Source organism: Corallococcus terminator, from assembly GCF_003611635.1.
GTDB lineage: Bacteria > Myxococcota > Myxococcia > Myxococcales > Myxococcaceae > Corallococcus > Corallococcus terminator.
This window is the reverse complement of record NZ_RAVZ01000005.1, coordinates 62,202-88,082: the sequence shown is the minus strand read 5'-3', so window position 1 is coordinate 88,082 and position 25,881 is coordinate 62,202. Positions and strand designations below refer to the sequence as shown.

23 protein-coding genes and 1 tRNA gene are annotated in these 25,881 nt (G+C 69.3%); 8 read left to right on the top strand and 16 right to left on the bottom strand.

Annotated features, from left to right (window positions below):
- Positions 1-6: 6 nt before the first annotated feature.
- Positions 7-82: transfer RNA gene (locus tag D7V88_RS01860), tRNA-Ala, on the bottom strand.
- A 262-nt stretch (positions 83-344) separates the two neighbouring features.
- On the opposite strand from D7V88_RS01860, the gene D7V88_RS42525 reads away from it, so the two are divergent.
- The 4 genes from D7V88_RS42525 (at position 345) to D7V88_RS01840 (ending at position 3,999) form a co-directional block, all read left to right on the top strand.
- A complete protein-coding gene (locus tag D7V88_RS42525; protein WP_147448569.1) occupies positions 345-602 on the top strand; it encodes a hypothetical protein in 258 nt (85 codons plus the stop codon).
- 178 nt (positions 603-780) lie between these two features.
- Positions 781-1,746 carry a M91 family zinc metallopeptidase gene (locus D7V88_RS01850; protein WP_120538848.1) on the top strand — a complete coding sequence of 322 codons (966 nt, stop codon included), beginning with the start codon at positions 781-783 and terminating at the stop codon, positions 1,744-1,746.
- A gap of 222 nt (positions 1,747-1,968) precedes the next feature.
- Positions 1,969-2,940 (top strand): M91 family zinc metallopeptidase, encoded by a 972-nt coding sequence (locus D7V88_RS01845; protein ID WP_120538847.1) that lies wholly within the window; start codon positions 1,969-1,971, stop codon positions 2,938-2,940.
- A gap of 144 nt (positions 2,941-3,084) precedes the next feature.
- Entirely contained in the window at positions 3,085-3,999 is a 915-nt protein-coding gene (locus tag D7V88_RS01840; RefSeq protein WP_120538846.1) for a CPBP family intramembrane glutamic endopeptidase, read from the top strand.
- Positions 4,000-4,036: 37 nt separating this feature from the next.
- Here the strand turns inward: D7V88_RS01840 and D7V88_RS01835 are convergent, their stop codons facing one another.
- The 3 genes from D7V88_RS01835 to D7V88_RS01825 all read right to left on the bottom strand — a co-directional run bounded on the left by D7V88_RS01835 (position 4,037) and on the right by D7V88_RS01825 (position 7,911).
- The gene (locus D7V88_RS01835; protein WP_120538845.1) at positions 4,037-4,237 is read right to left on the bottom strand and encodes a hypothetical protein; all 201 of its coding nucleotides are present in this window, start codon (positions 4,235-4,237) and stop codon (positions 4,037-4,039) included.
- Between the two features lie 114 nt (positions 4,238-4,351).
- Positions 4,352-7,354, bottom strand: coding sequence for a CHAT domain-containing protein (locus D7V88_RS01830; protein ID WP_120538844.1), 3,003 nt, complete (start codon positions 7,352-7,354; stop codon positions 4,352-4,354).
- Positions 7,351-7,911: an RNA polymerase sigma factor gene (locus tag D7V88_RS01825; RefSeq protein WP_244237911.1), complete on the bottom strand. Its 561-nt coding sequence runs from the start codon at positions 7,909-7,911 to the stop codon at positions 7,351-7,353. Before D7V88_RS01825 ends, D7V88_RS01830 begins: the two co-directional genes overlap by 4 nt.
- A 168-nt stretch (positions 7,912-8,079) precedes the next feature.
- Between D7V88_RS01825 and D7V88_RS01820 the strand changes: the two genes are divergently transcribed.
- Complete coding sequence (locus D7V88_RS01820; protein WP_120538843.1) at positions 8,080-9,771, top strand: tetratricopeptide repeat protein; 1,692 nt, start codon at positions 8,080-8,082, stop codon at positions 9,769-9,771.
- Positions 9,772-9,775: 4 nt separating this feature from the next.
- On the opposite strand, the gene D7V88_RS01815 is transcribed toward D7V88_RS01820, so the two are convergent.
- The 4 genes from D7V88_RS01815 to D7V88_RS01800 form a co-directional block, all read right to left on the bottom strand.
- The gene (locus D7V88_RS01815; RefSeq protein WP_120538842.1) at positions 9,776-10,168 is read right to left on the bottom strand and encodes a hypothetical protein; all 393 of its coding nucleotides are present in this window, start codon (positions 10,166-10,168) and stop codon (positions 9,776-9,778) included.
- A 153-nt stretch (positions 10,169-10,321) separates the two neighbouring features.
- Positions 10,322-10,759, bottom strand: coding sequence for a styrene oxide isomerase (locus D7V88_RS01810; RefSeq protein WP_244237910.1), 438 nt, complete (start codon positions 10,757-10,759; stop codon positions 10,322-10,324).
- Positions 10,760-10,940: 181 nt separating this feature from the next.
- Positions 10,941-12,338 (bottom strand): hypothetical protein, encoded by a 1,398-nt coding sequence (locus D7V88_RS01805; protein ID WP_120538841.1) that lies wholly within the window; start codon positions 12,336-12,338, stop codon positions 10,941-10,943.
- A gap of 36 nt (positions 12,339-12,374) precedes the next feature.
- On the bottom strand, positions 12,375-14,159 hold the full coding sequence (locus tag D7V88_RS01800; protein WP_244237909.1) for a serine/threonine-protein kinase: 1,785 nt from the start codon (positions 14,157-14,159) through the stop codon (positions 12,375-12,377).
- 162 nt (positions 14,160-14,321) lie between these two features.
- Here D7V88_RS01800 and D7V88_RS01795 point away from each other — a divergent pair, with 162 nt between their 5' ends.
- On the top strand, positions 14,322-14,831 hold the full coding sequence (locus D7V88_RS01795; RefSeq protein WP_158624967.1) for a DUF1579 family protein: 510 nt from the start codon (positions 14,322-14,324) through the stop codon (positions 14,829-14,831).
- Between the two features lie 15 nt (positions 14,832-14,846).
- On the opposite strand, the gene D7V88_RS01790 is transcribed toward D7V88_RS01795, so the two are convergent.
- The 4 genes from D7V88_RS01790 to D7V88_RS44130 form a co-directional block, all read right to left on the bottom strand.
- The gene (locus D7V88_RS01790; RefSeq protein ID WP_244237908.1) at positions 14,847-15,227 is read right to left on the bottom strand and encodes a hypothetical protein; all 381 of its coding nucleotides are present in this window, start codon (positions 15,225-15,227) and stop codon (positions 14,847-14,849) included.
- Between the two features lie 121 nt (positions 15,228-15,348).
- Complete coding sequence (locus D7V88_RS01785) at positions 15,349-16,143, bottom strand: hypothetical protein (protein ID WP_244237907.1); 795 nt, start codon at positions 16,141-16,143, stop codon at positions 15,349-15,351.
- On the bottom strand, positions 16,140-17,420 hold the full coding sequence (locus tag D7V88_RS01780; protein WP_120538839.1) for an MFS transporter: 1,281 nt from the start codon (positions 17,418-17,420) through the stop codon (positions 16,140-16,142). Before D7V88_RS01780 ends, D7V88_RS01785 begins: the two co-directional genes overlap by 4 nt.
- A gap of 12 nt (positions 17,421-17,432) precedes the next feature.
- The gene (locus tag D7V88_RS44130) at positions 17,433-18,737 is read right to left on the bottom strand and encodes a hypothetical protein (protein WP_244237906.1); all 1,305 of its coding nucleotides are present in this window, start codon (positions 18,735-18,737) and stop codon (positions 17,433-17,435) included.
- A gap of 51 nt (positions 18,738-18,788) precedes the next feature.
- On the opposite strand from D7V88_RS44130, the gene D7V88_RS01765 reads away from it, so the two are divergent.
- Positions 18,789-20,216 (top strand): RNA-binding protein, encoded by a 1,428-nt coding sequence (locus D7V88_RS01765; protein WP_120538838.1) that lies wholly within the window; start codon positions 18,789-18,791, stop codon positions 20,214-20,216.
- 46 nt (positions 20,217-20,262) lie between these two features.
- Here the strand turns inward: D7V88_RS01765 and D7V88_RS01760 are convergent, their stop codons facing one another.
- The 4 genes from D7V88_RS01760 to D7V88_RS01745 form a co-directional block, all read right to left on the bottom strand.
- Complete coding sequence (locus D7V88_RS01760; RefSeq protein WP_147448568.1) at positions 20,263-21,111, bottom strand: hypothetical protein; 849 nt, start codon at positions 21,109-21,111, stop codon at positions 20,263-20,265.
- Positions 21,112-21,506: 395 nt separating this feature from the next.
- The gene (locus tag D7V88_RS01755; protein WP_120538836.1) at positions 21,507-22,517 is read right to left on the bottom strand and encodes a methyltransferase; all 1,011 of its coding nucleotides are present in this window, start codon (positions 22,515-22,517) and stop codon (positions 21,507-21,509) included.
- Between the two features lie 32 nt (positions 22,518-22,549).
- Entirely contained in the window at positions 22,550-23,092 is a 543-nt protein-coding gene (locus tag D7V88_RS01750) for a DUF4345 family protein (protein WP_147448567.1), read from the bottom strand.
- Positions 23,093-23,202: 110 nt separating this feature from the next.
- A complete protein-coding gene (locus tag D7V88_RS01745) occupies positions 23,203-23,943 on the bottom strand; it encodes a dienelactone hydrolase family protein (protein WP_120538834.1) in 741 nt (246 codons plus the stop codon).
- A gap of 244 nt (positions 23,944-24,187) precedes the next feature.
- Between D7V88_RS01745 and D7V88_RS01740 the strand changes: the two genes are divergently transcribed.
- Entirely contained in the window at positions 24,188-25,840 is a 1,653-nt protein-coding gene (locus D7V88_RS01740; RefSeq protein ID WP_147448566.1) for a hypothetical protein, read from the top strand.
- Positions 25,841-25,881 lie beyond the last annotated feature (41 nt).

Here is a 25,881-nt window from a genome sequence, read left to right as displayed (position 1 = left end):
CCCGGGGGCGCACCGGCCGGATTCGAACCGGCCTCTTCCGCCTTGCAAAGGCGGCGCGACAACCGACTGCGCTACGGCACGCACCCGGGCGCTCGCAGCATGACGGTTCCGGTCCCGACAAGGGAAGCGAGGGCGTGAGGACGGGGCCCGGGTGGACACCGGCCGGATTCGAACTGGCGTCCTCCGGGAGTATGAGGCCCGGCGCGACAACCGCTGCGCTACGGCACCCACCCGGGCGGGTGCTTCCTATCTGTCGGGCGTCGAGGGCCGCAAGCGGGGCCGGAGGGGCATGCAACCTCGGGCCGGCTGCCATTTCCCGAAGACAGACGCCATGCTCTCACGCGATGACCGAGCCTCAGACTCCTGCGTATCCGCCCGCGCCCTGGCAGCTCCGGGGACAGTTGTATCTCTCCGCGTGGTGGGTGCCCCGCCGGCACCTCCAGGTCGCATTGGATCCCGCGTTCGAACTGCTGCCGAATGGAACCTCCCCGCCAGCAGCCCCCCTGGCCGCGCTCGGCTTCGGAGGAAGGCGTCCCTGGCTGAGCCTCCACGCCCATGACTTCGAGTGGGAACTGCCGGCGGCGCTCCCCCTGGGCCCCTGATGACTCCTGACATCAGGCGCCTGACGCCAGACATCAGGGGCCGCTCCCGGGAGGGCCCCCATGCCGACGCAACCCCGTGGAATCAGGCAGGCCGCATGAGGCCAGGGGCCGTGAAGCGGTGGGCACGCGGGGTGCAGTAGGGGTGATTCGTCGCCGCACTCCACTTCCGAGGCCTCCCATGAAGCTGCGCTCCTCTTCGTTCTCCAAGCCGTCTTCGTTGTCGTCCAGCTCCCGCTCCCGCCCGCGCAGCGACAGCCTCCCGGCCCGGCCTGAGAACGCGAAGCCGAAGGCCCCGGTGTCGCCCTCGGAGCTGAAGACGGGCAAGAACAACCTCAAGCCGGCGGACTACGGCGTGGTGGACCCGAAGCTCCAGGGCATCCGGACCCGCCGCGACAGCGGCCAGTCCGGCGCGGACTTCGCGGACTTCACGCAGGACGTGCGCAACTCCACCAACAAGCTGACCAGCAAGCCGGTGGGCAACCAGATGCTGACGGAGCTCAACGGCCGCACCCAGGCCGTGAACCCCGGCGCGACGGGCACGCTGCGCAAGCCGCTGACGGCGGTGGACATCTCCTCGGGCCGCAACGACAAGCTGCCCATGGCGCATGCGCCCCGCAACGACGGCTCGTTCTCCTCCATCCGTCCGGCGTACCGCTTCGACGGCCAGCCTGGCGCGGGCACGGCCAGCAACATCAAGTACAACGAGAAGGACTCCGGCCCGCGCTTCAACAGCCTGGGCCACGAATCGGTCCACGCCTGGCGCGCGTCCAATGGCGTCCAGGTGAGCCCCCTGGAGGCCAGCAAGCACAGCAACGCCGACGTCTTCAAGCAGAACCCGGCGTTCTCGGCCGACATGAAGAAGACCGTCGACAACCGCCTGATGCTCACGGAGGAGTACGAGACCGTGGGCCTGCGCCCCACGCCGCACACGAAGAACAACTGGGCCCCGTCCGAGAACGCCATCCGCGCCGAGCACGGCCTGCCCTCCCGCCAGGACTACTCGGGCCTGCGGCCCGACGTGAAGCACGGCGGCGACGAGGCCTTCAAGAACTACGATGAAGGCACGGACAGCCGGAACTTCTTCCAGAAGATCTCGGGCCAGCCGTCGCCCTTCCAGAAGATCGTCGGCGACCTGGAGAAGTGACACTCGGGTGGGAACTGCCGGCGGCGATCCCCGCCGGCCCCTGATGACTCCAGACATCAGGCCCCTGACTCCAGACATCAGGGGCCGCTCCCGGGAGGGCCTCCACGCCGACGCAACCCCCTGGAATCAGGCTGGCCGCACGAAGCCAGGGGGCGTGAAGCGGTGGGCACGCGGGGTGCAGTAGGGGTGATTCGTCGCTGCACTCCGCTCCCGAGGCCTCCCATGAAGCTGCGCTCCTCTTCGTTCTCCAAGCCGTCTTCGTTGTCGTCTTCGTCGTCGTCCAGCTCCCGCCCGCGCCGCGACAGCCTGCCGGCCCGGCCCGAGAACGCGAAGCCGAAGGCCCCGGTGTCGCCCGCGGAGCTGAAGACGGGCAAGGACAAGCTCAAGCCGACGGACTACGGCGTGGTGGACCCGAAGCTCCAGGGCATCCGGACCCGCCGTGACAACGGCCAGTCCGGCGCGGACTTCGCGGACTTCACGCAGGACGTGCGCAACTCCACGAACAAGCTGACCAGCAAGCCGGTGGGTAACCAGATGCTGACGGAGCTCAACGGCCGCACCCAGGCCGTGAACCCCGGCGCGACGGGCACGCTGCGCAAGCCGCTGACGGTGGCGGACATCTCCTCGGGCCGCAATGCGTCGCTGCCCATGGCGCAGATGCCCCGCACCGACGGCTCGTACTCCTCCACCCGCCCGGCGTACCGCTTCGACGGCCAGCCCGGCGCGGGCACGGCCAGCGACATCAATTACAACGAGAAGGACTCCGGCCCGCGCTTCAACAGCCTGGGCCACGAGTCGGTCCACGCCTGGCGCGCGTCCAATGGCGTCCAGGTGAGCCCCCTGGAGGCCAGCAAGCACAGCAACGCGGACGTCTTCAAGCAGAACCCGGCGTTCTCGCACGGCATGAAGGAGACCATCAATGACCGCCTCATGCTCCGCGAGGAGTTCGAGACCATCGGTCTGCGCCCCACGCCGCACACGAAGAACAACTGGGCCCCGTCCGAGAACGCCATCCGCGCCGAGCACGGCCTGCCCTCCCGCCAGGACTATTCGGGCCTGAAGCCCGACGAGAAGAACGGCAACACCAACGCCTTCCAGGACTACGACGAAGGCACGGACAGCCGGAACTTCTTCCAGAAGCTCGCGGGCCAGCCGTCCCCCTTCCAGAAGATCGTCGGCGACCTGGAGAAGTGACACCCCGGGGGCTCACGTCCCCCGCCTTCGCGCAATCCTTCCCCGCGCCGTCCGTGAGGAAGGAGTGCATGAATCCCCACCTCGCGCCCCGGGCCCTCCCGGGGCGCGGGGCCAGGTGCGATTCACGCCGCGAAGGGATCCACCATGCGGTTCGTGTTCCGTGACGGCGAAGGACAGTGGCGAAACGGTTGGAAGGCGCTCGGCGCCGTCCTGCTGACGGTCGTGCTGGGCGGCGGCGGACTCCTGCTCCACGGCCTGCTGCCGACCGCCCTTCGCAAGGCCGTCCCTGCGCCCTTCGTCCTCTTCCTGGCCGCGCTCCTCGCAAGCTTCGTCTGTCTGCGCCTCGAGCGGCGGTCGCTCGCGTCCATCGGCTTGTCGCCGGGCCGGCGTTGGGGCCGCGACCTCGGCCTGGGCGCGCTGGGCGGCATCGTCCTGGTGGTCACGGTGGCCGGCCTCGTCGGAGGCGCTGGCGGCTTCCATCTGGAGTGGGCGGAGGCCGCTTCCGCGTCCGTGCTCGTGAAGGCGGCCTGGATGATGCTGGGCGTGGCGCTCTTCGAGGAGACGCTGTTCCATGGCTACGCCTTCCAGCGGGCCATCCGGGGCCTGGGCGTGCGCTGGGCGCAGGTCCTGCTCTCCGTCCTCTTCTGCCTCGCCCATCCTTTCAGTTCCGAGATGGAGGCAAGCACCAAGGCCGTCGCGATGCTCTCCACCTTCCTCGCGGGGTGGATGCTGGGCCTTTGCTACCTGCGCACCGGCCAGATCGCGCTGCCCGTGGGTGTGCACCTGGGGTGGAACTGGATGCTGGGGTGTCTGGGTTTCGGCGTGAGTGGCAACGACTCCAAGGGCTTCTGGACGCCTGTCTTCCACGACCGCCCGGAATGGTTCACGGGCGGCCGCTATGGCCTGGAGGGCTCCATCGGCGCGGTCGTCGTGCTGGGATTGGCGATCGTCCTCCTGACGCGCTGGAAGGGCTTCTCACCGCCGGAGACGGCGTCCCACGGCGCCCCGGAGATCGGCGCGGAGGGACGACCGGAAACAGCGGCGGGCTCCGCGGCCTGAGGAGGGCCCGCCACGCTTCAGCGAACTGGGAGGCACGCTAGAGCGAATCGAGGCCCGCGGTCCCCGGCGGCGGCTTGTCGGGGAGGTCATTCTCCGGCTTGCGCTCGTCGCCTTCCACCCAGCTCGACTCGGGCGTCGCCTGCACGCCCGCGGTTCCCGGTGGCGGCTTGTCCGGAAGGTCCTTCGCGGCGTCCTTCCTGTTCAGCGTGTGCTCCGGCTGTCTCTTGCAGACCGTCATGTGCGTCCCCCTGCTGGGAGGCTCCCGTGCGCTCCGTCCCGGCCTCGCGCGTGACCTCACCCATACAACGTCTGGGGTCGTGTTCTTTTTGGAGAGCCCCCAGGTGGGGCCTTCTCATTCGAACAGGAGCACGTCGCGCACCCATCCGGCGTCGGGAGAGGCGCTCAGCCACTGACGTCGCTCGTCGCGCAGGGCGATGCTGGGCAGCACTCCGGCGCGGATGCGTTCGCGGACCGCGTCGAAGAAGCGGCCCGCCGTGTCCGGGATGGCGACCGTGGCGGCCAGCACCGCGCGCGCGCCGGCCTCCACGAAGGCCACTGGCAGGCTGAAGGATTCGTGCGGGAAGGGCGCCGTGTGCGCGGCGCCACAGGCCGCGAGCAGCACCAGCGGCGCGCCGGAGAGCTTTCGCGAGCGCACCTGGTCGGCGGTGAGCGCGTACCGGCCATCCCCCTCCGGCGACAGCACCAGGAGCGAGGCGTCCGACAGCTCCGGGCTGAACACCCCATGCGTGTGGATCTCCACCTCGGTGGCGGTGCCGAGCGCCTCCAGCACGCGCGACGGCGTGGCGCGCGTTCCTTCCAGCGTCACGCGCCGGGGATCGATGCGCGACGGCGGCTCCATGGGCGCCAGCCGGGGCAGCCCCAGCGCGGCCGGCGCGTCTACCCCGGCAACGACCAGGTGCGCGCCCTCCTTCGGGCCCAGGCCCGCGGTCGCTCCCCGGCCCACCCGGTAGCTCCAGGCCATGTCCGGGGGCAGCAGCCCCGGCAGTCCATTCACCGGCGGTGGAGCCAGCACCTCCACGTGGGCGCAGTCGCGCAGCGCCTGCTGGAGCGGGGCGGGCACCAGCCCGGAAGTCTCCTTCCCGAGCGGCGCCGTCCGTCCCGAATCCAGCGACCCCAACACCTCGCCCGTGGCCCCGCGCACCACCGCGACCGTGCGCTCGTGCTGCACCGACACCGCGAGCACGCAGGTGTCCGGCACGCTGCTCACGCGCAGTTGCCGTTCCACCAGCACCAGGGCCTCGGCGAAGGCGCCCGTGCGTCCCGCCTCGGAGATGAGCGCCGCATGGGCATACCCCCGGGCGCGGCGGGCGTTCGCGTCCGCGGGCCACTGCTCCGCCTGCGTGATGGCGCTCCAGAGCAGGCCGCGTCCGGCCGTGCGGTCGCGCTCCAGTTCGAACTGGCCCTCGATGAAGTCCGTCAGCGCGCGCTCCCCGGGACGCGTGGCGGTGCGCCGCAGCTCGGTGAGGGTCCGGCGCATCGCGTCCGCCGCCCCATCCAGGGGCCCGAAGCGCGCCAGGTCCGACAGCACCAGCGCCCCGGCCATCCCCAGCGGGCCGCCGGATTCCAGCGTCTGCTCCATCTCCTCGCGGGCCTCGTCGATGCGAAAGCCCAGCCACGCCACGTTCGCCAGGTTCCGGTGCACGTAGCTGCGCTGCTTCGGGTCCTCCGGCGTGCGCGCGAGCGATTCGCGCAGGTACGCGCTCGCGGTCGGCAGCGCGTGGCCCAGGCGCGCCACCTGTCCCAACGCCTGGAGGAACTGCCGCTCCAGCTCCCACTCCTCGGTCTGCTTCGCGAGCTGCCAGCCCCGCACCGCGTGCACCCAGGCATCCGCCGGGCGGTGCAGCTCCTGCAGGTACATGTCCGACAGCCACAACTGGAGCCTGGCGCAGCGGTAGGCCAGCCTTTGCGCCTCGCATGTGCGCAGCGCTTCCAGCACCCGCGCCTCCGCCTTCCACCACTGGCCGTCTTGGACCTCCCGGTTCGCCCGCGTCTGTTCAGCGATCAAATGGAACCACGGGTCGCCCAGGCCGTCGGCGGCGCGGACGAAGGCCTCCACGTCCACGGGCCGGCCCTGGTTCAGCTCGTACCCGAGCGCCCCCACGTACAGGTCATCCTCGCCCGAGCGCCGCAGGGCCTCCAGGAAGGTCTCCCGTGAAGGGTGCTTGTCCTGGGTGAACCGCGCGTAGTCCCGCGCCAGGGGGCCTCGCCGCCGGAAGTCGTGCTCCGCCACGCGTGTCACGTATTCGCGCAGCCGCGTGCCGCCGTACGCGCGGTCCAGGGCTTCCGCCAGCGGATGCAATCGCAGCACGGCGTCGCGCGACGCCGCCGCCCGGACCGCGTCGTAGAACGCGACCCGTACGATGCCCGGCAGCTTCCCGGCCTCCTCCAGGGGGAGCCGCGCGCCGGGGTCCGTCATCAGGTCCTGCGTCGCGGCCTGGGCCTGCTTCCAGGCACGCCCCCGGGCCTGCGTCTTCTCCCGGAGCACCCGCGCCCGGGCCGCCGCCTCGGCGCTCCAGCCCGGCTCGCCCTGCTTCGCCACGGCCTCGAAGGAGTCCGCCGCCAGCAGGGGCAGGTCCATGTCCCGGAGGACGAGCGCCCGGTTCCACAGCGCCTGGGGGTGGTCCGGCCGTGCCCGGAGCGTGCCCTCCAGCAGCCGGAGCGCCTCATCCAGCGGCCCCTGCTCTCCGGCCTTCGCGGCTCCCAACCCCACCGCCGCCACCGCGCGGTCCGAGTCCAGGTCCGGGGTGGCCGGCGCGCGTTGGAGCCAGGTCAGCGCCTGCCGGGGATCGCCCGACAGCAGGTACGCGGTGGACAGCCCGTGCCAGTCCTCGCGGTCCTCCAGGGCCACCAGCTCGCGCAGCGGCAGCGGCGTCACCTCCGGAAGCGCTCCCCGCTGGGGGACATAGGGGCGATGGCCTCCCACCGCCGCGTAGGTGAGCCGCGCTTCCAGGGGGCGGTTCGCCGCCGAAGCCCGCCAGGGAAGGGGGGCCTCGCGCGCCGTCCGCCCAGGCAGTCCCGTGACCGCCGCCATGCCCACCGCGAGCGCCAGTCCTCCCGCGACCCGCCAGGGCCGGCGTCCGGGACGGACCGGCTCCGGAGGAGGCAGCGGCAGCGGCGCGGGCGCCGCGTCCGGGAGGGGCGCGGCCTCCAGCGCCGCCTGGGGACTGCCCGTGCCCTCCATCGCCAGGCGCCCCAACACGTCGAGCTGGAGGAGGTCATGGAAGCGGACCCCGCATGCCTCGCACCCGGTCAGGTGCGCCAGGAAGCCTTCATGCGCTTCGGGCGGCAGGTGGCCATCCACGAAGGCGGCGAGGTTCGCGCAGTCTGCGATCATCCGCGCCCCCGCTCACGGCGGGCCTCGGCTGAGCCGCGCAGCTTCTCCCGCAGACGGTGGCGCGCGTGGAAGAGCCAGGTCCCCACCGTCCCCACCGGAGCGCCCAACTGCTGGCCAATCTCCGCGTGTCGCAGCCCCTGCGCATGCAGTTCGAAGGTCCGGCGCAGGTTGGGAGGAAGTGAGCAGACGGCCTCCCGCAGCTCCGCCTCCGTGACGCACTCCCACAACTCAGGGTCTGGCGCCTCCGGGTCCTCGAAGAGCTTGTGCACGTTGCTCAGACCCAGGACCTGCGCGGTCTCCGTTCCCCGGCGGCGACAGCGGTCCAGGAAGCGGTTGTGCAGCACGCGCACCAGCCACGCGCGCTTCGCCGGCTCCGACCATTCCTGGAGCTTGTCCCACTTCAGCAGCGCCCGGAGCAGCACGTCCTGGACCAGGTCGTCGCATTCATTGGCACCCCGACCACAGATGTTTCGCGCGACCGCGAACAGGATGGGCTGATGCCGGAGGGCGAAGGCGGCGTACTCCCGGTCGGAACCTTCAGACGCTTCTTGCACCATGGGGCCTCTCCTCGGTTGGAAATAATACGTCCCAGGTGTGATTCCTTTGATTAACGACCCAACCCCGTTGAACGGGTGTGGTCGCACGCCAGTCTTTGTATGCAAAGGAAGACGCGCATTGTCGCATGTGGATTCGTCCCCATCTTGAAGGGGTGCCCGGAGGCCCCCATGCGCGCACCCTGGATTCCCGCCCTCGTCCTGCCATTGCTGCTCGCGCCCGGTCCCCATGCCGGTGCCCTGGCCGCTCCCTCGCAGGACTCCCACGAGATGTCGGCCCAGGGCTTGAGTCTGACCTCGCTCGCGAAGGGCGCGGTCCTCTTCGACAACCTGGGGTCCCATCAATACCGGGTGACGACGGACTCTCCAGAGGCCCAGGCGTTCTTCAACCAGGGGCTGCGGTTGGCCTATGCCTTCAACCACGATGAGGCCGCACGCTCGTTCGCCCGGGCCACCCAGTTGGACCCCTCGTGCGCGATGTGTTTCTGGGGCGTGGCCCTGGTGCTCGGGCCCAACTACAACGTGCCCATGCTGCCGGAGCGGGCCGCGGTCGCCTGGGAGGGCGTGCGGCGGGCCCAGGCGCTCGCCCCCAGCGCGACCCCGGTGGAGCAGTCCCTCATCAACGCGCTGTCCCGGCGCTACGGAGGACCGGAGCCCCGTTCACCCGCCGCGATGCAGCCCTTCAACACGGCCTATTCCAATGCCATGCGCGAGGTGGCCCAGCGCTTCCCGGACGACCTGGACGTCCAGGTGCTCTTCGCTGAATCGTTGATGAACCTGAACCCCTGGAAGCTGTGGACGCTCGACGGCAAGCCCGAGCCGGGGACCGGGGAGATCGTCTCCACGCTGGAGTCGGTGCTCGCGCGCGCGCCGGAGCATCCCGGGGCCAATCACTATTACATCCACGCGGTGGAGGCGTCGGAGCACCCGGAGCGGGCGTTGCCTTCGGCGCGCCGGCTGCCGGGGTTGATGCCGGGGGCGGGCCACATCGCGCACATGCCGGCGCACATCTACCAGCGCGTGGGGATGTACGCGGCGGCGGCGGAGAGCAACCGCCGCGCCATCCAGGTGGATGAGGCCTACCTGCGTCAGGTGGAGCCCGTGGGCTACTACCCCATGTATCTGGCCCACAACTGGGGCTTCCTCGCGTTCGCCGCCTCCATGGAGGGGCGCAGCGAGGAGACGCTGCGCGCGGCGCGCGCTTCGGCGCGGGTGCTGGGCCCGGAGATGTTGGAGCAGATGCCCGGCATGGACTTCTTCGTCGCCGAACCCCTGCTCGCGATGGTGCGCTTCGGACGCTACGAGGAGCTGCTCGCGGAGCCCCGGCCGGCCGCGAAGTACCCGGTGCTCACGGGGCTGTGGCTGCACGCGCACGGGCTGGCGCTCGCGGACGCGGGCCGGTTCGAGGAGGCCCGCGCGAACCACGCGGAGCTGGTGAAGCTGGGCGCCAAGGTTCCCGACACGCTGCTCGCGGGCAACAACACCGCGAAGGACGTGCTGGATGTGGCGGCCCGGGTGCTGGATGCCTCCATCGCCGAACGCCAGGGCTGCGTTGACGCGCTGACGCGCTGGGAGGACGCGGTCCGGGCCGCGGATGAGCTGGCGTACTCCGAGCCCGCGGACTGGTTCTACCCCGTGCGCCACTTCCAGGGCGCGGCGCTCCTGGATGCGAAGCAGTGGAAGGCGGCGGAGGCCGTCTACCGCGAGGACCTGCGCCGCAATCCAGGCAACGGATGGGCGCTGTATGGCCTCACGCAAGCGCTGGAGGGACAGGGCCGTGAGCGCGAGGCTTCCCTCGCGCGTCAGCGGTTCGAGAAGGCGTGGGCCCGCGCCGACATCCGGCTCAGCCGCACGGCGCTGTGACGTCCTAGAAGACGCAGGCGCGGTTCACGCAGTAGCCCGGTGAACCCTTGCAGTTGCAGTCCGAGTCCTCGATGCAGCGCGTGGACGGGCAGGTCGGCCCACCGCCGCCCCCACCGCCGGGCATCGTGTAGCTGCACGCGTTGCGGCTGCAGGAGACGGAGGACGCGCCGGGACACGCGTTCCAGCACTCCTGGGCGGTGGTACACCGGACCGTCACGCACGCGAGGCTCGCGAGCTCCGCTTCGCCGGGCGTCGCCTCGCTGACCTGGGCCTCGGAGGATTCGACGCTGGCACACACCGCCGAGGCCGTCTCGGCGGACGGCTCCGCGAACGCGGTGGTTGTCGCGAAGGTGAGCAGGAGGGCGAGGCCCCAGGGCAGATTCCGACGGGATTTCATGTCTGTGTTCCTCTTGGGTCCCGGGACGGCCGCACGGCAGTGTGTGGGAGTTCCCGGGAGGCCGAGATTATCACGGCTGACTCCCCTGTCGCGGAGGCCCGAGGAGGACGAGCCGGATGGCAATCATTGCCACCAGGGCGGGCCCCCGAAAGCTCACACCGTCGTGGTCGCTTCGGGGCTGGCTGCCTGGGCCGCGGCGCTCCTGCGGAAGCCGTGGATCCACGCGCCCGTGGCGACGAGCGACGGAATCACCACCGACAGGGTGAGCGCGACGAACACGGCGTCGTTGGCGGCCTGCCCGATGAGGTCCACGCCGGACACCCGCAGCCAGGCCTTCACGCAGGTGATGGCCCAGTTGGCGTAGTTCGCGACGATGACCGCCCAGGCCAGCCGCTGCTGACCGACGGGGCCATAGCCCAGCATGGGGAGCGTCCAGGCCACGCCCAGCAGCAGGAACGTGCCCATCAGCGCGTTCAGGTGCGCGGCGAGCGCCATCTGCGGATCCGCGGGCAGCTTGCCCGTCATCGCGGCGGACACGTAGCCGCCGGTGAGCAGGCCCAGCAGCATGAGCCAGGCGGCGGCGTAGGCCATCCGTCTCGCGGCGGGTTGTGTCACGGGAAGCGGGGCGGAGGTGTTCTCGGGACGAACATCCTGGGAGACGGCTCGGGCGGAAGCAGGGCGCATGGTGGGCTGGGCGCCATCCTCGCACCCGGCTCCTCGGGAACGCCAATCACGCCCCCCGGAGGCTCGGGCTCTTGGGACGTGGGGTGGCTCAGAACCGGGCCTGGAGCAGCAGGTTGAAGCCCAACGCATCCGGATCCGCGAACACGGGGCGGCTCACGCCGCTGCTGTCGTCCTCGAAGGTGGTCCGGTTGGGGTCCCGCACATAGGAGACCTCCGCGAGCACTCCGGCCACGGAGCCCAGGTCCCAGCGGGCCGTGGCCTTCAACGTCAACACCGCGCGCCGGTCCTCGCCGTCCGGGAGGATGAAGAACTGGTTGGGTCCCCGGATGACCAGGGTTGTATCGGAGACGGGGCCGAGCACCTGCTGGGCTTGGAACGCCGCCGGCAGGGCGACGCGCACGAGCAGCCCCGGCGTGAGTCCCCAGTCCGGGAGGTGGTAGTCGCCACTCAGCGTGCCGGAGACCTCCGCTCGCGGGTCCGCGTCCCGCTGGAGGGCCTGGTAGGGCGGAACCCCGGGGGCGTCCACCTGGAGGAAGGAGGCCGTCCGGAGGAAGGCCAGGGCGTGGAGCCGGAAGAAGCCCTGCCTCCACCGGGCGTCCAGGGCCGCCGCCTGCCCAAGCTCCGAGCGCATCTCCAGCAGAGCATCCGCGTCGACGAGGCGCTGGGACACGAGGCTGCCCTCCAGCGACACCGACGCGGCGAAGTCACCCGGGTAGGTGTCGGGCTGGAAGAACCGCTCGAAGAACGTGGGGTCGCCGCTGTAGAGCGACAGGTCCACGCTGTTCCCGATGGGCGCGCCCCGATGCCACGACGCCCCCAGGGAGACCCCGTACACCGGCATGGACTCCTCGATGCCCTGGGCCGCGAGGGTTGGCACCACGCCCCGGTTCAGGTGGGTGGCCTTCAACGCCAGACCCAGCTCCGGGGTGAGCTCCACGGCGCCGCCCGCGAGCAGGGCGAAGCGGCTCTGCGCCTTCAGCTCCAGGTCGTTGATGACGGAGGCGGCCTTGGTGGCCGCGAAGACGCTCCACCGTCGCCGCGACAGCCGCAGCTCCAGCGCGGGCTCATTCCCGGAGCGGCGGGGGAACGACTGCCGCTCCCAGGTGACGGGGTAGGAGAAGCCCATGTAGACGCGGGTGCCGGTCAGCGGGAAGACACTGAGGGCCAGTCCTTCGCGCGACTCCCACGTGGACGGTCGGTAGCGCAGACGGATGGCACTTCCGTTGTCGCTGAAGGCGACGCCCTGGGCGCCGCCGCCCGTGGAGAAGAACATGGACAGCGCTGCTTCCGCGCTCAGGCCCGACGCCAGCTCGGGCGTGCGGACGTCCAGCGCCGCGTGGAAGAAGGTGCGCAGCGCGCTGTCCTCGACGGCCTCCTCGCTCGCGAGAAAGGACAGACGGGACTGGACGGGCGCTTCGACCTGGGAGGGTTCGGAGGCCTGTCCCAGGCAGAGCAGCAACGGGAGTGTCAGGAAGGGATGCGCCATGAGCGCTGGCGCATCTAGCATGTCTGGCTTCCGGACTCAGGAAGAGCGCTTGATGGGCACGGTCTCCGGGGCCTCCAGGGGCGGCGTCAGGACCTCCGTCGGCGCGGCTGACTGCACGGGCGTCGTGGTCTTCTCGGTCCTGGGACGCGGCGGGCCCTTGAGGAGTGCCTCGACCTCGCTGGGGGTGGGGTCGCTCAGCTCCACCAGGTCCTGTTCGCGGGCCCAGCGCTGCGGGAAGTGGGCGCGCAGCCACCCGGCGAGGTCCACCGCGGGCAGCACCTGCCGCGCGGGTTCGAGGGCGAGGTGGAAGGCCTTCGCGTCCGCGAACCTCAGCTCCGGCCGGGGCTGGAGCGCGGTTTCGAGCACGCTCCGGAGCACGCCCGACGCGGTGGGGGACTCGGGGCGCTCCAGTCCCGGAAGCAGGCTGGCGGTGGGGGCGATGGCGGGCACCCTGCGCGAGAGCAGTTCGTAGAGGACGCAGCCCAGCGCGAACAGGTCGCCGGAGGGCGTCGCCTCCGCGCCCTCGAGGCGCTCGGGGGGCATGTATGCCAGCTTCCCGATGATGCCGCCTTCCTGCGTGAGCCGGCCTTCCACGGGCACGATGGCGGTGCCGGCGACGGGCTCGGGGGACGCGCCCGTGCCCTGGGCGATGCCGAAGTCGACGACCTTCACCACGCCGTCGAAGGAGACGACCAGGTTGTCCGTGCTGATGTCCCGGTGCGTGACGCCCCGCTCGTGGGCGTAGGCCAGTCCGCGCAGGGCCTGCTGGCCGATTTCGACAATCACCTCCAGCGGAAGCGGACCGTGCTTGATGGCGCGCTGGATGATCTCGAACCCGTTCACGCCGCTCAGGTACTCCATGACGATGAACCAGGCGCCGTCGAGCTGCCCCAGGTCATGCACGGAGACGATGTTGGGGTGGTGCAGGCGGGCGGAGGTGCGGGCCTCGCCGATGAAGCGGTGGACGCGGACCTCGGCCTCCTCTGCGTCCCCGCCATCCAGCATCCGCTTGAGGACGACCAGCCGGTGGAAGCCCGCGCGGCCGGTGCGCACCGCGAGCCACACCTCGCCCATGCCCCCGCGTCCCAGCCGCACGAGTCGCCGGTAGCGGTGGATGCCCGTGCCCAGGTCCGCGCCCCGCAGCGAGCGCGCGGTGAGGATGGCGAGCGCGGTGGAGGACAGCAGGAGGAAGGGCAGTCCGACGAGCGCGAACACGTGCAGGCCGTCGGTCCATCCCAGGTCGATGGCGAGCTCTCGGCCCAGGAGCGTCAACGCGCAGAGCGCGGCGATGAGCACGGCCACGGCCATCGCGCCCCGGCGCTTCAACAGCCGGATGGCTTCCACGGCCCACGTCCCACCGACGACGACGGCGAGCAGCCAGAACAGCGGAAGGCCCAGGCCGGCGGTCGCGCGCGACAACTGCTCCGACGTGAGGCCGGTCGCCGCGGGCAGGCGGAGCGAGAGGAGGGTGTCGACCACCCGCACCGCGCCGAGCGCGACGGTGACGCCCAGCATCACGCGCCGCCAGCGGGTGAGCGGCAGGTCCAGGAGCGACCACAGGACGCGAAGCAGGGTGTAGGGCAGGGGAATGGACGTGAGGGCGCCCAGCAGCAACCAGGGGCGCGTGTCGGCGACCATCGCGCTGGCCTCGCTGCTGGCGACCCCCACCGAGAAGCTGATGGCCGCGAAGCCCAGGAAGCTGGCGGCCAGCCAGAGCTGCACGCGCTGACTGCGCACCGCGGCCCAGGTCGCGAAGTGCACGAGCGCGAGCACCACGAACGCGCCCGTGAGCGCCAGATGCAACATCGTGTAGGAGGTCACGGCGGGAAGCCTAGTAAACCGGGATGTCCTGCGCGAATGGACCTCCCGTGAATGGCGGGATTCGTTCAAACCGGGCTCCGGCTTGCACGCCTGTTCGCGGCTCCTCACCTTGTGCCTGGACGCGGCATCCACCGCTCGGGGTTCCGAGCGAAAGGAGACCCCATGGATCCGTCACGCGAGGTGGGGGAGGCAACCCGGGAGGATGTGAAGCAGGGGAGCGGGGAGGCGGCGCCCCGGCTGGGGCCCGAGCACCAGCGGCTGGAGGTGTTCGTCGGGGAGTGGAAGGCGGAAGGGGTGTTGGGAGAAGCGTCCGGGCCGCATGCGCAGGCGAAGGCCACCGCGGTCGACCGCTACGAGTGGCTGCCGGGAGGCTTCTTCCTGAGCTGTCGCGGGGTGATGCACTTCGCGGAGGAGCGCCTGGAGAGCACGCGGATCATCGGCTTCGATGCGGAGCGTCAGCGCTACCGCATGCACCTGTTCGACAACTCCGGGTATGCGCGGGTCTACGAAGGCGGAGAGCAGGACGGCGTCTGGAAGTTCGCGGGAGCGCACGAGCGCGTGACGATGTCCTTCGCGAACGGCGATCAGCGGATGGACATCCACTGGGAGCAGTCGGACGACGGAACCACCTGGCGCCCCCTGTGTGACCTGCGTGCGACCCGGGTGCACTGAGTCAGCCCTGCTTGCTCAGGGATGGTAGGGGTAGCGCGCCAGCACCTTGCCCTCAGGTGAGACGGCATACAGTTCGAACCAGTGGGGGGAAGGGTTGAAGCCGGGGACTGCCCAACCGCACTTCTCCAGGCGTCGGTTGATCTCGACGAAGTAGAGCCCGCCATGCTGGGCAACAACAACCTCCATGGCCTTGGCGGAGTAGGAGCAATCGCTCGCGTATTCCTTCGGGAAGCTCGCCAGCAGCTTCTGCAGCGCGGCATGCGCGGCCATGAGCGCGGGGCCATCCAACGTGGCCAGCGGACGCAAGTCGTCGGGCCATTCGATACCCTCCGCGAGGATGGGCGCGCGAGAAGGCGTGCCCCCATCTGGCTTCGTCGCGCTTGGGGAGGGCGACATGAAGCCTGCATCCGCCTTGGCTCCTCCCGACGGGGGCGGGGGAGTCCCCCCATCCATCAGGAGCGTCAGCAGGAGGAGGTAATGCGGAGGATTCATCATGGACCGGTGCTCCTGTGCGCGGCTACCACTTCAGCGTGGGAGAACAGCGAGGCAGAAGCGTCCTGGGACCGCGCAGACCGGATGCTTCCTGCGGGTGACAGAGCGCCTGGAATTCCCACTGCGTCGTGTCCTCCTTCCAGCGGAAGACCTCTCCCGCTGGATTCCATTTGTAGAAGCGGGGCTCATCCTTGTGGCCGGTGGCGAGCCAGGCCCACGCGGGAATCAACTGGTTGTGCGAGTCGCGCGCCAGCCTACCGCTCGGGCTCGCCGCATAGGACACCATCGTCCACAATCCGTCCGCCATCTTTAGTGCTGGAAACTGGGTCAGGTCCGGGCCGCTCATCAGGGTGCCGCAGGGATGATTGTGCGCGAAGCCGACGATGGGGACCTCCCGGCCAAAGGACTCGTCCTCCACCCCTCCGAATGGAGGCTGACAGGCGTTGCGCTCATTGAGCAGATTGCGGATGGGCCATGAGACGCGCCAGTCCTGCGGAGTCTTGTAGATGGCGACGCAGTATTCGGAGGCATCCGGGCGTGGCCTCCCCGTATTCGGGTCGCACGCGTCTGTCGCTCCCGGCAAGGCCATCAGGGTCCTGAGCGTCGGTAGCACCAGATCGTCTGGCACCGTCGCCGTGTCCGAGACGACGCTGGGCACATTGTCGTGCGGCCAGGGGCCCGGAACCACCGCGAGGTCGAACCTCCCCTCCAGGATGGGCAGTTCGGACCGCAGGTAGTAGAGCCGCCTGTGACCCGTGCATGCCAGGACCAGCAGGAGCGTGGGAAAGAAAGCCCGGCGCATGAACGGACGTGCGGTCACGAACCCTCCACGCCCGGTTCGATGCGACTGTGCCGCTGTGTGTCCGGCATGAAGGCGTAGACGAGCAGCGAGCAGAGGATGCAGCCGGTCACGTACCAGAAGAACCAGGGTTCATGGCCGGCCAGCTTCAGCCGGGTGCCCACGTATTCCGCCGTGCCGCCGAAGAGCGACACCGTCAGCGCGTAGGGCAGCCCCACGCCCAGTGCCCGGATGCGCGCGGGGAACAGCTCCGCCTTCACCACGGCGTTGATGGACGTGTAGCCGGAGAGGATGACCAGCGCCGCGAACACCAGCAGGAAGGCGGTGGAGGCCTCCCGGGTCCGCGTCAGCGCGGTCAACAGCGGCACCGTGCACAAGGTCCCCATCACGCCGAACCACAGCAGCACGGGCCTGCGCCCCACCTTGTCCGAGATGAACCCGAACACCGGCTGCAACAACATGTAGAGGAACAGCGACCCGGCGGAGATGAGCGTCGCTTCGTCCCGCGTCAGCCCCACCGAGTTCACCAGGAACTTCTGCATGTAGACGGTGTATGTGTAGAAGGCCAACGTCCCGCCCATCGTGAGCCCCACCACGATGCCCAGCTCCTTCGGGTGCCGCAGCAGCTCCCGCATCGGCTGGTCTTCCGTCCCCTTCGCCGCCTCCCGGGTGAAGGCCTCCGTCTCCACCATGTTGCGCCGCATGTAGAAGCCGAAGATGGCCAGCGCCGCGCCCACCAGGAACGGGATGCGCCAGCCCCAGGCCTCCAACTGCGGCCCGGTCAGCACCAGCCGCTGCAACACCAGCAACGTCATCGTCGCCAACAACTGGCCCAGGATGAGCGTGACGTACTGGAAGGAGCTGTAGAAGCCCCGGTGACGGGACGTCGCCACCTCGCTCAGGTACGTGGCGCTGGTGCCGTACTCGCCTCCCAACGACAGGCCCTGGAGCAGGCGCGCCAGCATCAACACGATGGGCGCCGCCACGCCAATGCGCGCGTAGGTCGGGCACACCGCGATGACGAACGAGCCCAGGCACATCAGCGTGACGGACAACGTCAGCGCGGCCCTGCGCCCCCGCTGATCCGCGTAGAGCCCCATCAACCAACCCCCGACGGGCCGGATGAGGAACCCGAGCGCGAACACGCCCGCGGTGTTGAGCTGCCGCACGACGGGGTCGGCGTCCGGGAAGAACGCCGGCGCGAAGTACAGCGAGAAGGCCGAGTAGACGTAGAAGTCGTACCACTCGATGAGGTTGCCGACCGAGCCGCCGAAGATGGAGAGCAACCGTTGGCGCATGGCGGGCCCCGCTCAGTTCAGCTCGCGCAGGTTCCGCTCCGCGACCTTCGTCAGGGCCACGACGCGCCGGTAGAGCCAGTCTCCGAACGGAACGATGCGCTCGGGCTTCACCCGCCGTGGCAGCCGGGTGAGGTTGTCGCCAAACGGGATGATGGCCTGCTCGCCCGTGGGGGACACTTCGCGCGGGTCGAACGCGAACGACAGGTCGTGGTGCCAGCCTCCGTGGAACACCACGAGGTCGGCCAGCTCCTCGTTGCCCGTCAGCTCCACCAGGTCGTCGAGCGGGTAGTCGCTGTCGCTGTCGATCTCCAGGCAGCTCCAGCCGCCGCCGGTGACGTTGCCGCAGTAGAACATCGACAGTCCCGGGTCTGCCTGGCCGTCGAGGATCCACGTGATGGAGCCGTACACCCGGCGGAAGTAGGCCCAGCTCGACTCGCCCTTCTTCGGCGCGCGGGGCTTCGCCTTCGCCCAGCGCCCGACGCGGGCCTTGTGCATGCGCAGGAAGAAGGACGCCGCGTTCTCCACGGAGGTGATGCGCGCCCGGTCCGCCTTCGGCTCCAGGCACTCGGTGACGAAGTGCGCCTTCGGCAGGCGCGTGTGCAGGTCCTTGAGCAGGTCGATGGCCGCATCCACCGCCGTCCAGGCGTCCTTCGGCTTCACGAGCGCGGGCCGCTTCGGCAACGGCTTGCTCGCGGACACCCCCTTCGGGGGACGGGGCTCGGGGTTGGGGTTCTTGGCGTTCCAAAGCTCTATCAAGTGCAGCGCGAAGCCGGCCTTCTCCCTGGCGCGGATGCGCTTCTCCGCGTGCGCGATGGCCGCCTCACGGCTCGCGGTGGGGAACTCCTTGCGCCCATCCTCGATGACGGTGCTCCCGTCCACCTCCACCGTCCAGCGGGTGGACACGCCCTTGCGGTACTCCCGCCGCGTCACGCGGGTCTTCGTCGCGTTCCACGCGAAGCCATCCCGGAAGCCAAGCTCCCGGTAGTGCGCGAGCAGCAGCGCGACCTCCGAGGGGTCGATGCGCGTCGACAGGTCGGCGCCGTTCAACATGCCCCGGCGGACCACCGCCGCGTCCTTGCGGATCTCCACGTCCACGAAGAGCTGCTCCAGGAGCTTGTAGAGCGTGAAGCGCTCCGTGACGGGTCCCTCGACCTGGGGACGCTTCGCCTCGCCCTTGTGGAGCTGGCCGTCACGCCACACGCGGAACCGGTTGTCCGCAGCGAAGAACCAGACCTCGCGCTTCGTGTCGAGCGGGGGCTCCACGTAGTAGATCTTCTCGCCCCCATTGAGCTTCTCCAGCCGCTTCCAGTTCGCCATGGCGCGAACGTATCCCACTCAATGTGTTTCGCGTGGCTAGGATGCGCGCGAATGCTCCTCTCCCAGAATGAGTTCCTCCCGCGCGCGGAGGCCACGCTCGCCCGTCTTGAAGGTGCCGTCCTCGACGCGCTCTCCCACCACGGTGCGCCCACGGTCTCGTCCCTGGCCGGTGCGTTCCCCAAGGGCGGCGCGCTGTCGCCCTCCGAACTCGCGCAGGCGCTGTGCCCCGGACCCCTGTCACCCATCGGCTTCGCGGCCGTGGTGATGCGTGAAGTCCTGCCGCCCGTGGACGCGGTGCTCGACGCCCCCGTGGCCGAGCCCACGGTCGTGACGGGCAACGCGCGGGCTTCAGGCGCATTGCGCGTCACCGCGCCCCTCATCGTCCTGGGGGACCTGGAGGTGGAGGGCGTGCTGGAGGACTGCGGGCCGGACTCGACCGTCGTGGTCGTGGGCCGCTGCACGGCATGGGGGCTCAAGACGTCGGGGAACTTCCTGGTGCTCGGCGACCTCGTGGTCCGGGACGTCATCCAGGGCATCTACAACGATGACAGCCTCGTCGTGGCGGGTGACCTCACCACGCGCTTCCTCGACGAGAATGATCACGACGTCACCTGCTACGGCGAGGTCCACGCCGAGCACCAGCTTGAGAATGGCCGCTCCGGCGAGGAGGCTGCCTCGCTCGCCACCACGTTCCTCGTGCCCGAACTCTGGAACCTCGACCTGGGGGAGCTCCACCACGACGCGCTCTTCAATCGCATCCAGCAGGGTGAGCCCGTCTTCCTGGACGCGCCCCAGCCACGACAGGTCCGCGAGCCGGACGCGCCTACCGCCGAGGAGCTGGAGGGGCTGGACATCGAGGGGATCGCGGCCCGGGCCTCGAAGAACGCGCGGGCGAAGGACGTCGTCTACGCGCAGCGGAAGACGGGGGAGGTGTGGCTGCTGCGCCCGGGCAGCTTCCCCATGCACATCTTCGACGGACAGCGGTTCCTCGGGGAGGAGGCGCCGCCCGTCCTCGACGTGAAGCAGCGGGCCTCGGAGCGCGTCACCTTCTGGCGCAAGCGGGGCGACCTCTTCCTGGAACTCGAACGCTTCGGCGCTGTCGTCCAGCTCCACGTGGGCATCAACAACGGTTCGCTGAAGACGTTCCGCTTCGCCTTCGAGACCTCCGACGCCGCGGCAGCGGAGGTGCGGCGGCTGGCGGCCCGCTACACCGGAGACTTCCTGCGCGTCACGACGGTGGTTCCGGGGCGCGGCCCGCTCGAACGGGAGTTCGCGAACCATGGCGGCCCCAAGGCGGAGTACACGTCGGCCATCGTGGACGGCACGACGCTGGTGACCCGCGACGGCGAACGTCATCCCTTCGCTGACGAGGCCGCCGCATTGAGTGCCTTGGAGGACTGGATCGCCGCGAAGCGCCAGGCCGGGTTCGACCTGAAGATCCTGGAGTGGAAGCCCTTCGGCCTCCTGGGCAGGCGCTAGACAACGGCGGCCGCGCCGTCCAGCCCGCTGGTGTCAGCGTGAGCGACTACAGCGCGTGTGCGGCGTGCTTGTCCTCGGCGCTCTTGACCTGCTTGCCCCAGCGCCCGACGCGCTTCCATCCCAGTTCTTCGCCGAGCAACTGGTGTTCCACTGCGCAGGGGTGCACCTGCGCAGGGTCGACGAAGAGGCGCTTTTCGTCCGTGGTGGTGTGCCTTCTCCAGGCTTGAAGCGCGCTCGCGATCAACGCGGAACAGACATAGGCGATCGAGCTGTTCGTTCCCTGGATGTATTCCAGCACCTGCTTGTCATGGCGCGACATGAAGTCAGGAATCAGGTTTGGGAGGGCTGACGTCGCCATGTTGCCAAAGCCATAGCGGTTCTTCTGCGCGACCGCCGGCTTTTCGTGCGCCTTGCTGACGAACGGCACCAGGGACTTCTTGATCCCAACCTCAGCCTGATCCACCTCCTCGACAACGCAATCGTGATTCGCGTTCTTGAAGAGCCGCGTCGCCAGTCCGTTGCTGATGTAGGCGAAGTTCGGGTCGGGCGCTCGAAACAAGGTGTAATAATTGCTCCGCCAGAGGAGGTCATTCTGGGCTTCGGTGCGCGCCAGGATCCCCGCGGAGACGGCTTCGACCAGATGCACCTGACCTGCGTGTATCTTGAGAGCCCCCGCCTTGAAGAGGGTCGAACTGGTGCCGACCATCGCAACGTGCTCCGCTGTTTTCGATCCTCGATGGTCGAACACATGCAGGAGATTGCCGGCCCGGATGGCCGTCTCCACGAACTCCGTTCGATCAAAAACATGCTTGATCAAAACGTCACCACCCTGGATTCCGTGCTGCGGAACTTCAGGCAAGGCCGTCCAGGACATCGTGGTGTTGATGGCTGTCATTGTTTTATTCGACTCAATCAGGGCGGAACTGTCAAGGAAGAGACTGTAGGAGATGCCGTGACGCCGGTGGGGTCAGGTCCTTGCGTGAAGTGTTTCAGGGGCCGGCTCACGGCTTCCCGGCCTCATGCAACGGGTTGGATTCCCGTCTGGTTTTTGCCCGAATCCTTCCCAATCCAGGAGGCACTTGTCGCGATGACGATGCGGGGGGCTTCGTGCGCGCCTTCCTTGAGGAGGGCTCGTCGTGCGGTCGGATTGACTACCTGCTGGGGGACGGAAACGGCCACGGTCGTTCGTGTCCAGCGGTGGTGCCGTGAAACCGGAGATGTCGCCCCTCGGTCCTGCGAGGGCGGGTGCTTTTCCTCCATTCGGGAAAAAGCGCCCGCGGTCCGTGTCCTCTACGCCGCCACGGCCTCGGTGATGCTGAGCGCGGCCGGCGTGGGGATGACGCGCGAGAGCCGCAAGCCCGCCTGGGCGAAGAGCTTGCGGAAGTCCTCCTCGGTGCGCTCACGGCCGGGCAGCGACGCCAGCATCATCACGTCCAGCACCTTGCCCCCGTGGGGCGCGCTCCCGGGCGGAATGACGGTGTCCACCACCAGCACCCGGCCGCCCTGGGCCATCTCGCGGCGGCAGTGGCGCAGGATGTCCACGCATACCGCGTCGCTCCAGTCGTGGAGGATGCGCTTGAGGACATACGCGTCCGCGCCCGAAGGCACCGTCTGGAAGAAGTCCCCCTCCACCAGCTCGCAGCGCGAGGACAGCCCCGCCGAGCCGATGCGCGCCTCGTCCAGGACATGGCGGTGGTCGAAGAGCACGCCCCGGAGCGACGGCGAGGCCTGGAGCACTTCGATGAGGAAGCCTCCGTGGCCCCCGCCCACGTCCACCACCTGCCGGCAGGCGCTGAAGTCGTAGCTGCGCGCGATGGGGCCATTCTCCAGGTCCGACAGGCTGGACATGCCCCGGTGGAAGGTGGCGCCCGCCGCCGCGTTGCTCGCGAGGTGATCGAAGAAGGGCTTGCCGAAGATCTGCTCGAAGGCGTTCTTCCCCGTCCGCACCGTCCGCGTGAGCGCCCCCGTCGGAGCCCAGAAGATGTCCTGCGTGAGCATCAACACCGCGCTGCGCAGGGAACCGGGGGCCTGGGTGCGCAGCAGGTCGGAGGCGGGGGTGAGCGCGAAGTTTCCGTCGGCGTCCTCGGAGAACACGCCCGCGCTCGCCAGCAGCCGCAGCACCCGGTAGAGCGCCGCCGCCTCCGCGCCCACCGCCTCCGCGAGCAGGGCCGCGCTCTTCGGGCCCTGCTCCAACTGGTCCGCGACGCCCAGCTCCGCCGCCGTGGCCAGCGCGCCGGACAGGATGAAACCAAAACCAAGGTCGACGATGAGCTGCGCCGGATGGACGGAGGGAGGGGTCATCTCCAGGTCGTACTCCCGGTCAAATCCAGACGTCAACCCACCGGAGGCAACCCCGCCCGCAGCGTGCGCCGGGTGGAGATGAAGACGATGAGGCCCACGGAAAGCTCGATGAAGATGGCCGCGACATAGAAGGGGCGCGGCATCCCATCCAGCAGGACCGACAGCGCCCGCTCCGCCGTCCCCAGGAAGAGGATGCCCAGGTAGAAGCGGTTGAACCGGCGGTCGGTGTAGATGAGGTCGCGGAAGCACACGCAAAAGACCCCGAAACCAAACTCCATGCTCTTCATGTACCGGTATTGATTGAGGGCGCTCGCCAGGGTCTGGTCCGGCATGCCCGCGTCGAAGACGCCGCGCGCGTAGACCTCGAAGGCGAGCGGCCCCCAGCGCGGCACGAGCAGCCCCAACACTCCGCCCACCAGGATGAGGAACCAGGCGTACCCCTGGAAGGCCAGGGCGTCGATCCACCGCCACGGCCCGGTGATGCGGGCGGCTTCCCTGCGCGCTCCCGGTCCTTGCATGCCCATGGCCTCCTGGCGGTGACGCGCCGCCACGAACGTGCCCACCCGCGAAGGCACGATGCCCGGCTTCCAGCCGCGACGTCCGCCGTCGCTCCCCCGTGCTTCGGGGGCGTGTGGGGAACTGGACCCAGACGCGCCCCGAAGTCGGTGACGCAGTGCACCCGCGCTCAGGCGCGCAGCGTGCGACCGAACAGTTCGAGGATCCTGCGCCAGTGCGTCTCCGCGGCCTGCGCGTGGTACACGGGCGAGTTGTCAATCGCGTAGCCGTGACGCGCGCCCGGGTACAGCTCCGACACGTACCTGACGCCGGCTGCCTTCAGGGCCGCTTCCAGCGTCTGGATGTCTTCCGCGGTCATGGACTTGTCGTTGTCCGCGTGGCCAAAGTACAGCTCACCCTTCACCTGACCCACCAGCCGGTGGGGACTGTCGGGCGAGTCCGTCGCCAGCTTTCCGCCATGGGACGAAGCCACCGCGCCGATGCGGTCCGGGAAGTTCGCGGCCATGCGCACGGCGACGTTCCCGCCGAAGCAGTAGCCCGTCACCCCCACCTTGGACCCCGGCTGCACCGACGGGTGCCGGGCCAGGAAGTCGAGCTCCGCGGCGGTGTCCGCCTTCTGCCGTTCAGGCGTCAGGTTCCCGATGAGCGCGTAGATGCGCTTGAGGAACGCCGGGTCCTCGAACGAACCCTTGATCTCCAGCTTGGAGGCGTGCCCGTCCCGGTAGAAGACGTTGGGCAGCAGGACGACATACCCCGCCGCCGCGATGCGTTGCGCCATGCTCTCCAGCGACGGCCGCACGCCCATCGCATCCATGCACAGGATGACCGCCGGCCACGAGCCCGGGCCTTCGGGTTGGAACAGCTTCGCGTCCAGCACTCCATCCGCGGTCTTGATGTCGACGTCTTGCATGTGCCTCGGTGACCTCCAGCGCGGGCCGTTCGCCCGACGTCCGATGGTCTCACCAAAGGGGATGCAAGGAGAAGCAACGGTTTGAGGTCCGTGTTGCTTTCGCCGTCACGGCATTCTCTCGCTTTGTAACGTCAGACGTCACAGAAAGGCGCCGCGCGGTGGGGTCCGCCAGAGTGAAGGCCATGCAATGGCATGGCGCGTGCTGTTCGCGCCGCCGCAACCCCCAACGGAGTCATCCATTCCCATGCAAGTCCGATTGTCGTTGTTCATGCCGCTCCTCGTCATCGCGCTGTTCGGGGCCACCCCGGCCCGCGCCGCGGACGAGTCCCCCATCCCCGAAGGCTGCGTCGAGAAGAGCTACTGTGACGGCGTGAAGTGCTATGCGCCGGAGGATCCCAAATCCCAGTTGGCGTGTGCCTGTGGCCTGCTCAACCCCGTCTGTGGCGTGGGCCGCTGTTCCGAGGGCTCCTACTGTGAAGGCACGGCCTGTGGTGGGGACGCCGCGTTCTGCCATCCGGCCAGCGCCCCGGTTTCGCAGGTGATGTGCGGCGGCGCGTCGATGGGCGACTCCTGCGACCTGCCCCCGACCGGTTGCGGTCAGGGTTCGTGCTCCTCCGACGGCGCCTACTGCGACGCCTGTGGTTGCCAGCCGCTGGACTCCGCGCCCTCGCAGGCGCTGTGCGAGTGCAAGCTCGCGGATCCGAAGGCGGGCGTGGGCACGTGCGTGGATGGGGCGTATTGCGACGACCTGACCAGCGACAAGGGGCACTGCTACCCGGCGGACGCGGACGTGTCCCAGGCCATGTGCAACGGTGCCACGCTCAAGGCGTGCAAGGCGCCGGCGCCTTCCTCCGACCCCGGCACCTGCAAGGACGGCAGCTACTGCGTGGACGGCCAGTGCCACGAGGTGGATTCCGCCATGTCCAAGACGCACTGCGCGGTGTCCTCCGTTCCCCAGGACACGTCGGACAAGACGCGCGGCCTGGCGGCGATGTCCTTTGGTCCCTACGACGTCGGCGTGATTCCGAAGAAGAACGGCTGCCCCGCGGGCAGCGAGTTCATCCAGATCTACATGGATGACGAAGACAGCAACAACGCCAACTACAACTGGGGCTGGATCGGCGCGACGCAGCAGAGCAGCGGTGGGACGCGGTTTGGCTTCTGCCGTGTGGACGGCACCAAGTTCCGGCCCCTGCACCACGGCTGGAACACCGACCTGCGCAAGGAGACCTACGCCGTGCTCAAGCTGGGCTCCGTCTGCCCGCTGGGCAGCATGGAGTTCATCCGCTACTTCGACAACGAGGACCGCAACAACGCCAACTGGCGCTCGGGCAACCTCTGGCCCAACGTGTCCAACTCCAACTCCAACACGACGCTGCGCTTCTGCATGTTCATGCCGTCGACCAACTATTACATGCCGGGCTTCCCGTCGCTGGGCATGGAGTACGGCGTCTTCGCGGCGTCCAACCACGCGTCCGCGTACTGGCTGGCGGCGGGCTTCGTCCACACCGACGACGAGGACCGCAACAACGCCAACTGGTTCAGCTACAACAACAACGGCAACCCTGCCCTCCTCATCCACGCGATGATCTGGGGCGGGGCGAACACGGACATGCGGATCGCCAAGGTGGCCAACGGTCCGGCCCCGTGCACCAAGAAGGTGCCGTACTGGAGCGGGGGCCTCATCACCCCGTGGTTCGACGGGGCGAACTGCTTCATCAAGAACGTGCCCCCGTACGGCAACCCGTTCACCTGGGCGAACAACTATTACGTGTCGGCCGGCTGGAACAACTCCTGTATCGAGGGAGGCTTTGACGGCGCCAATTGCTACATCATGAGCGCGCCGTCCGGCACCACGGCCTTCAAGTGGGGCAACGGCTTCTACTACGCGGAGTAGTCGCCCTTGCTGACGCGGATGCCGGGCCGCCCCCTCCATGG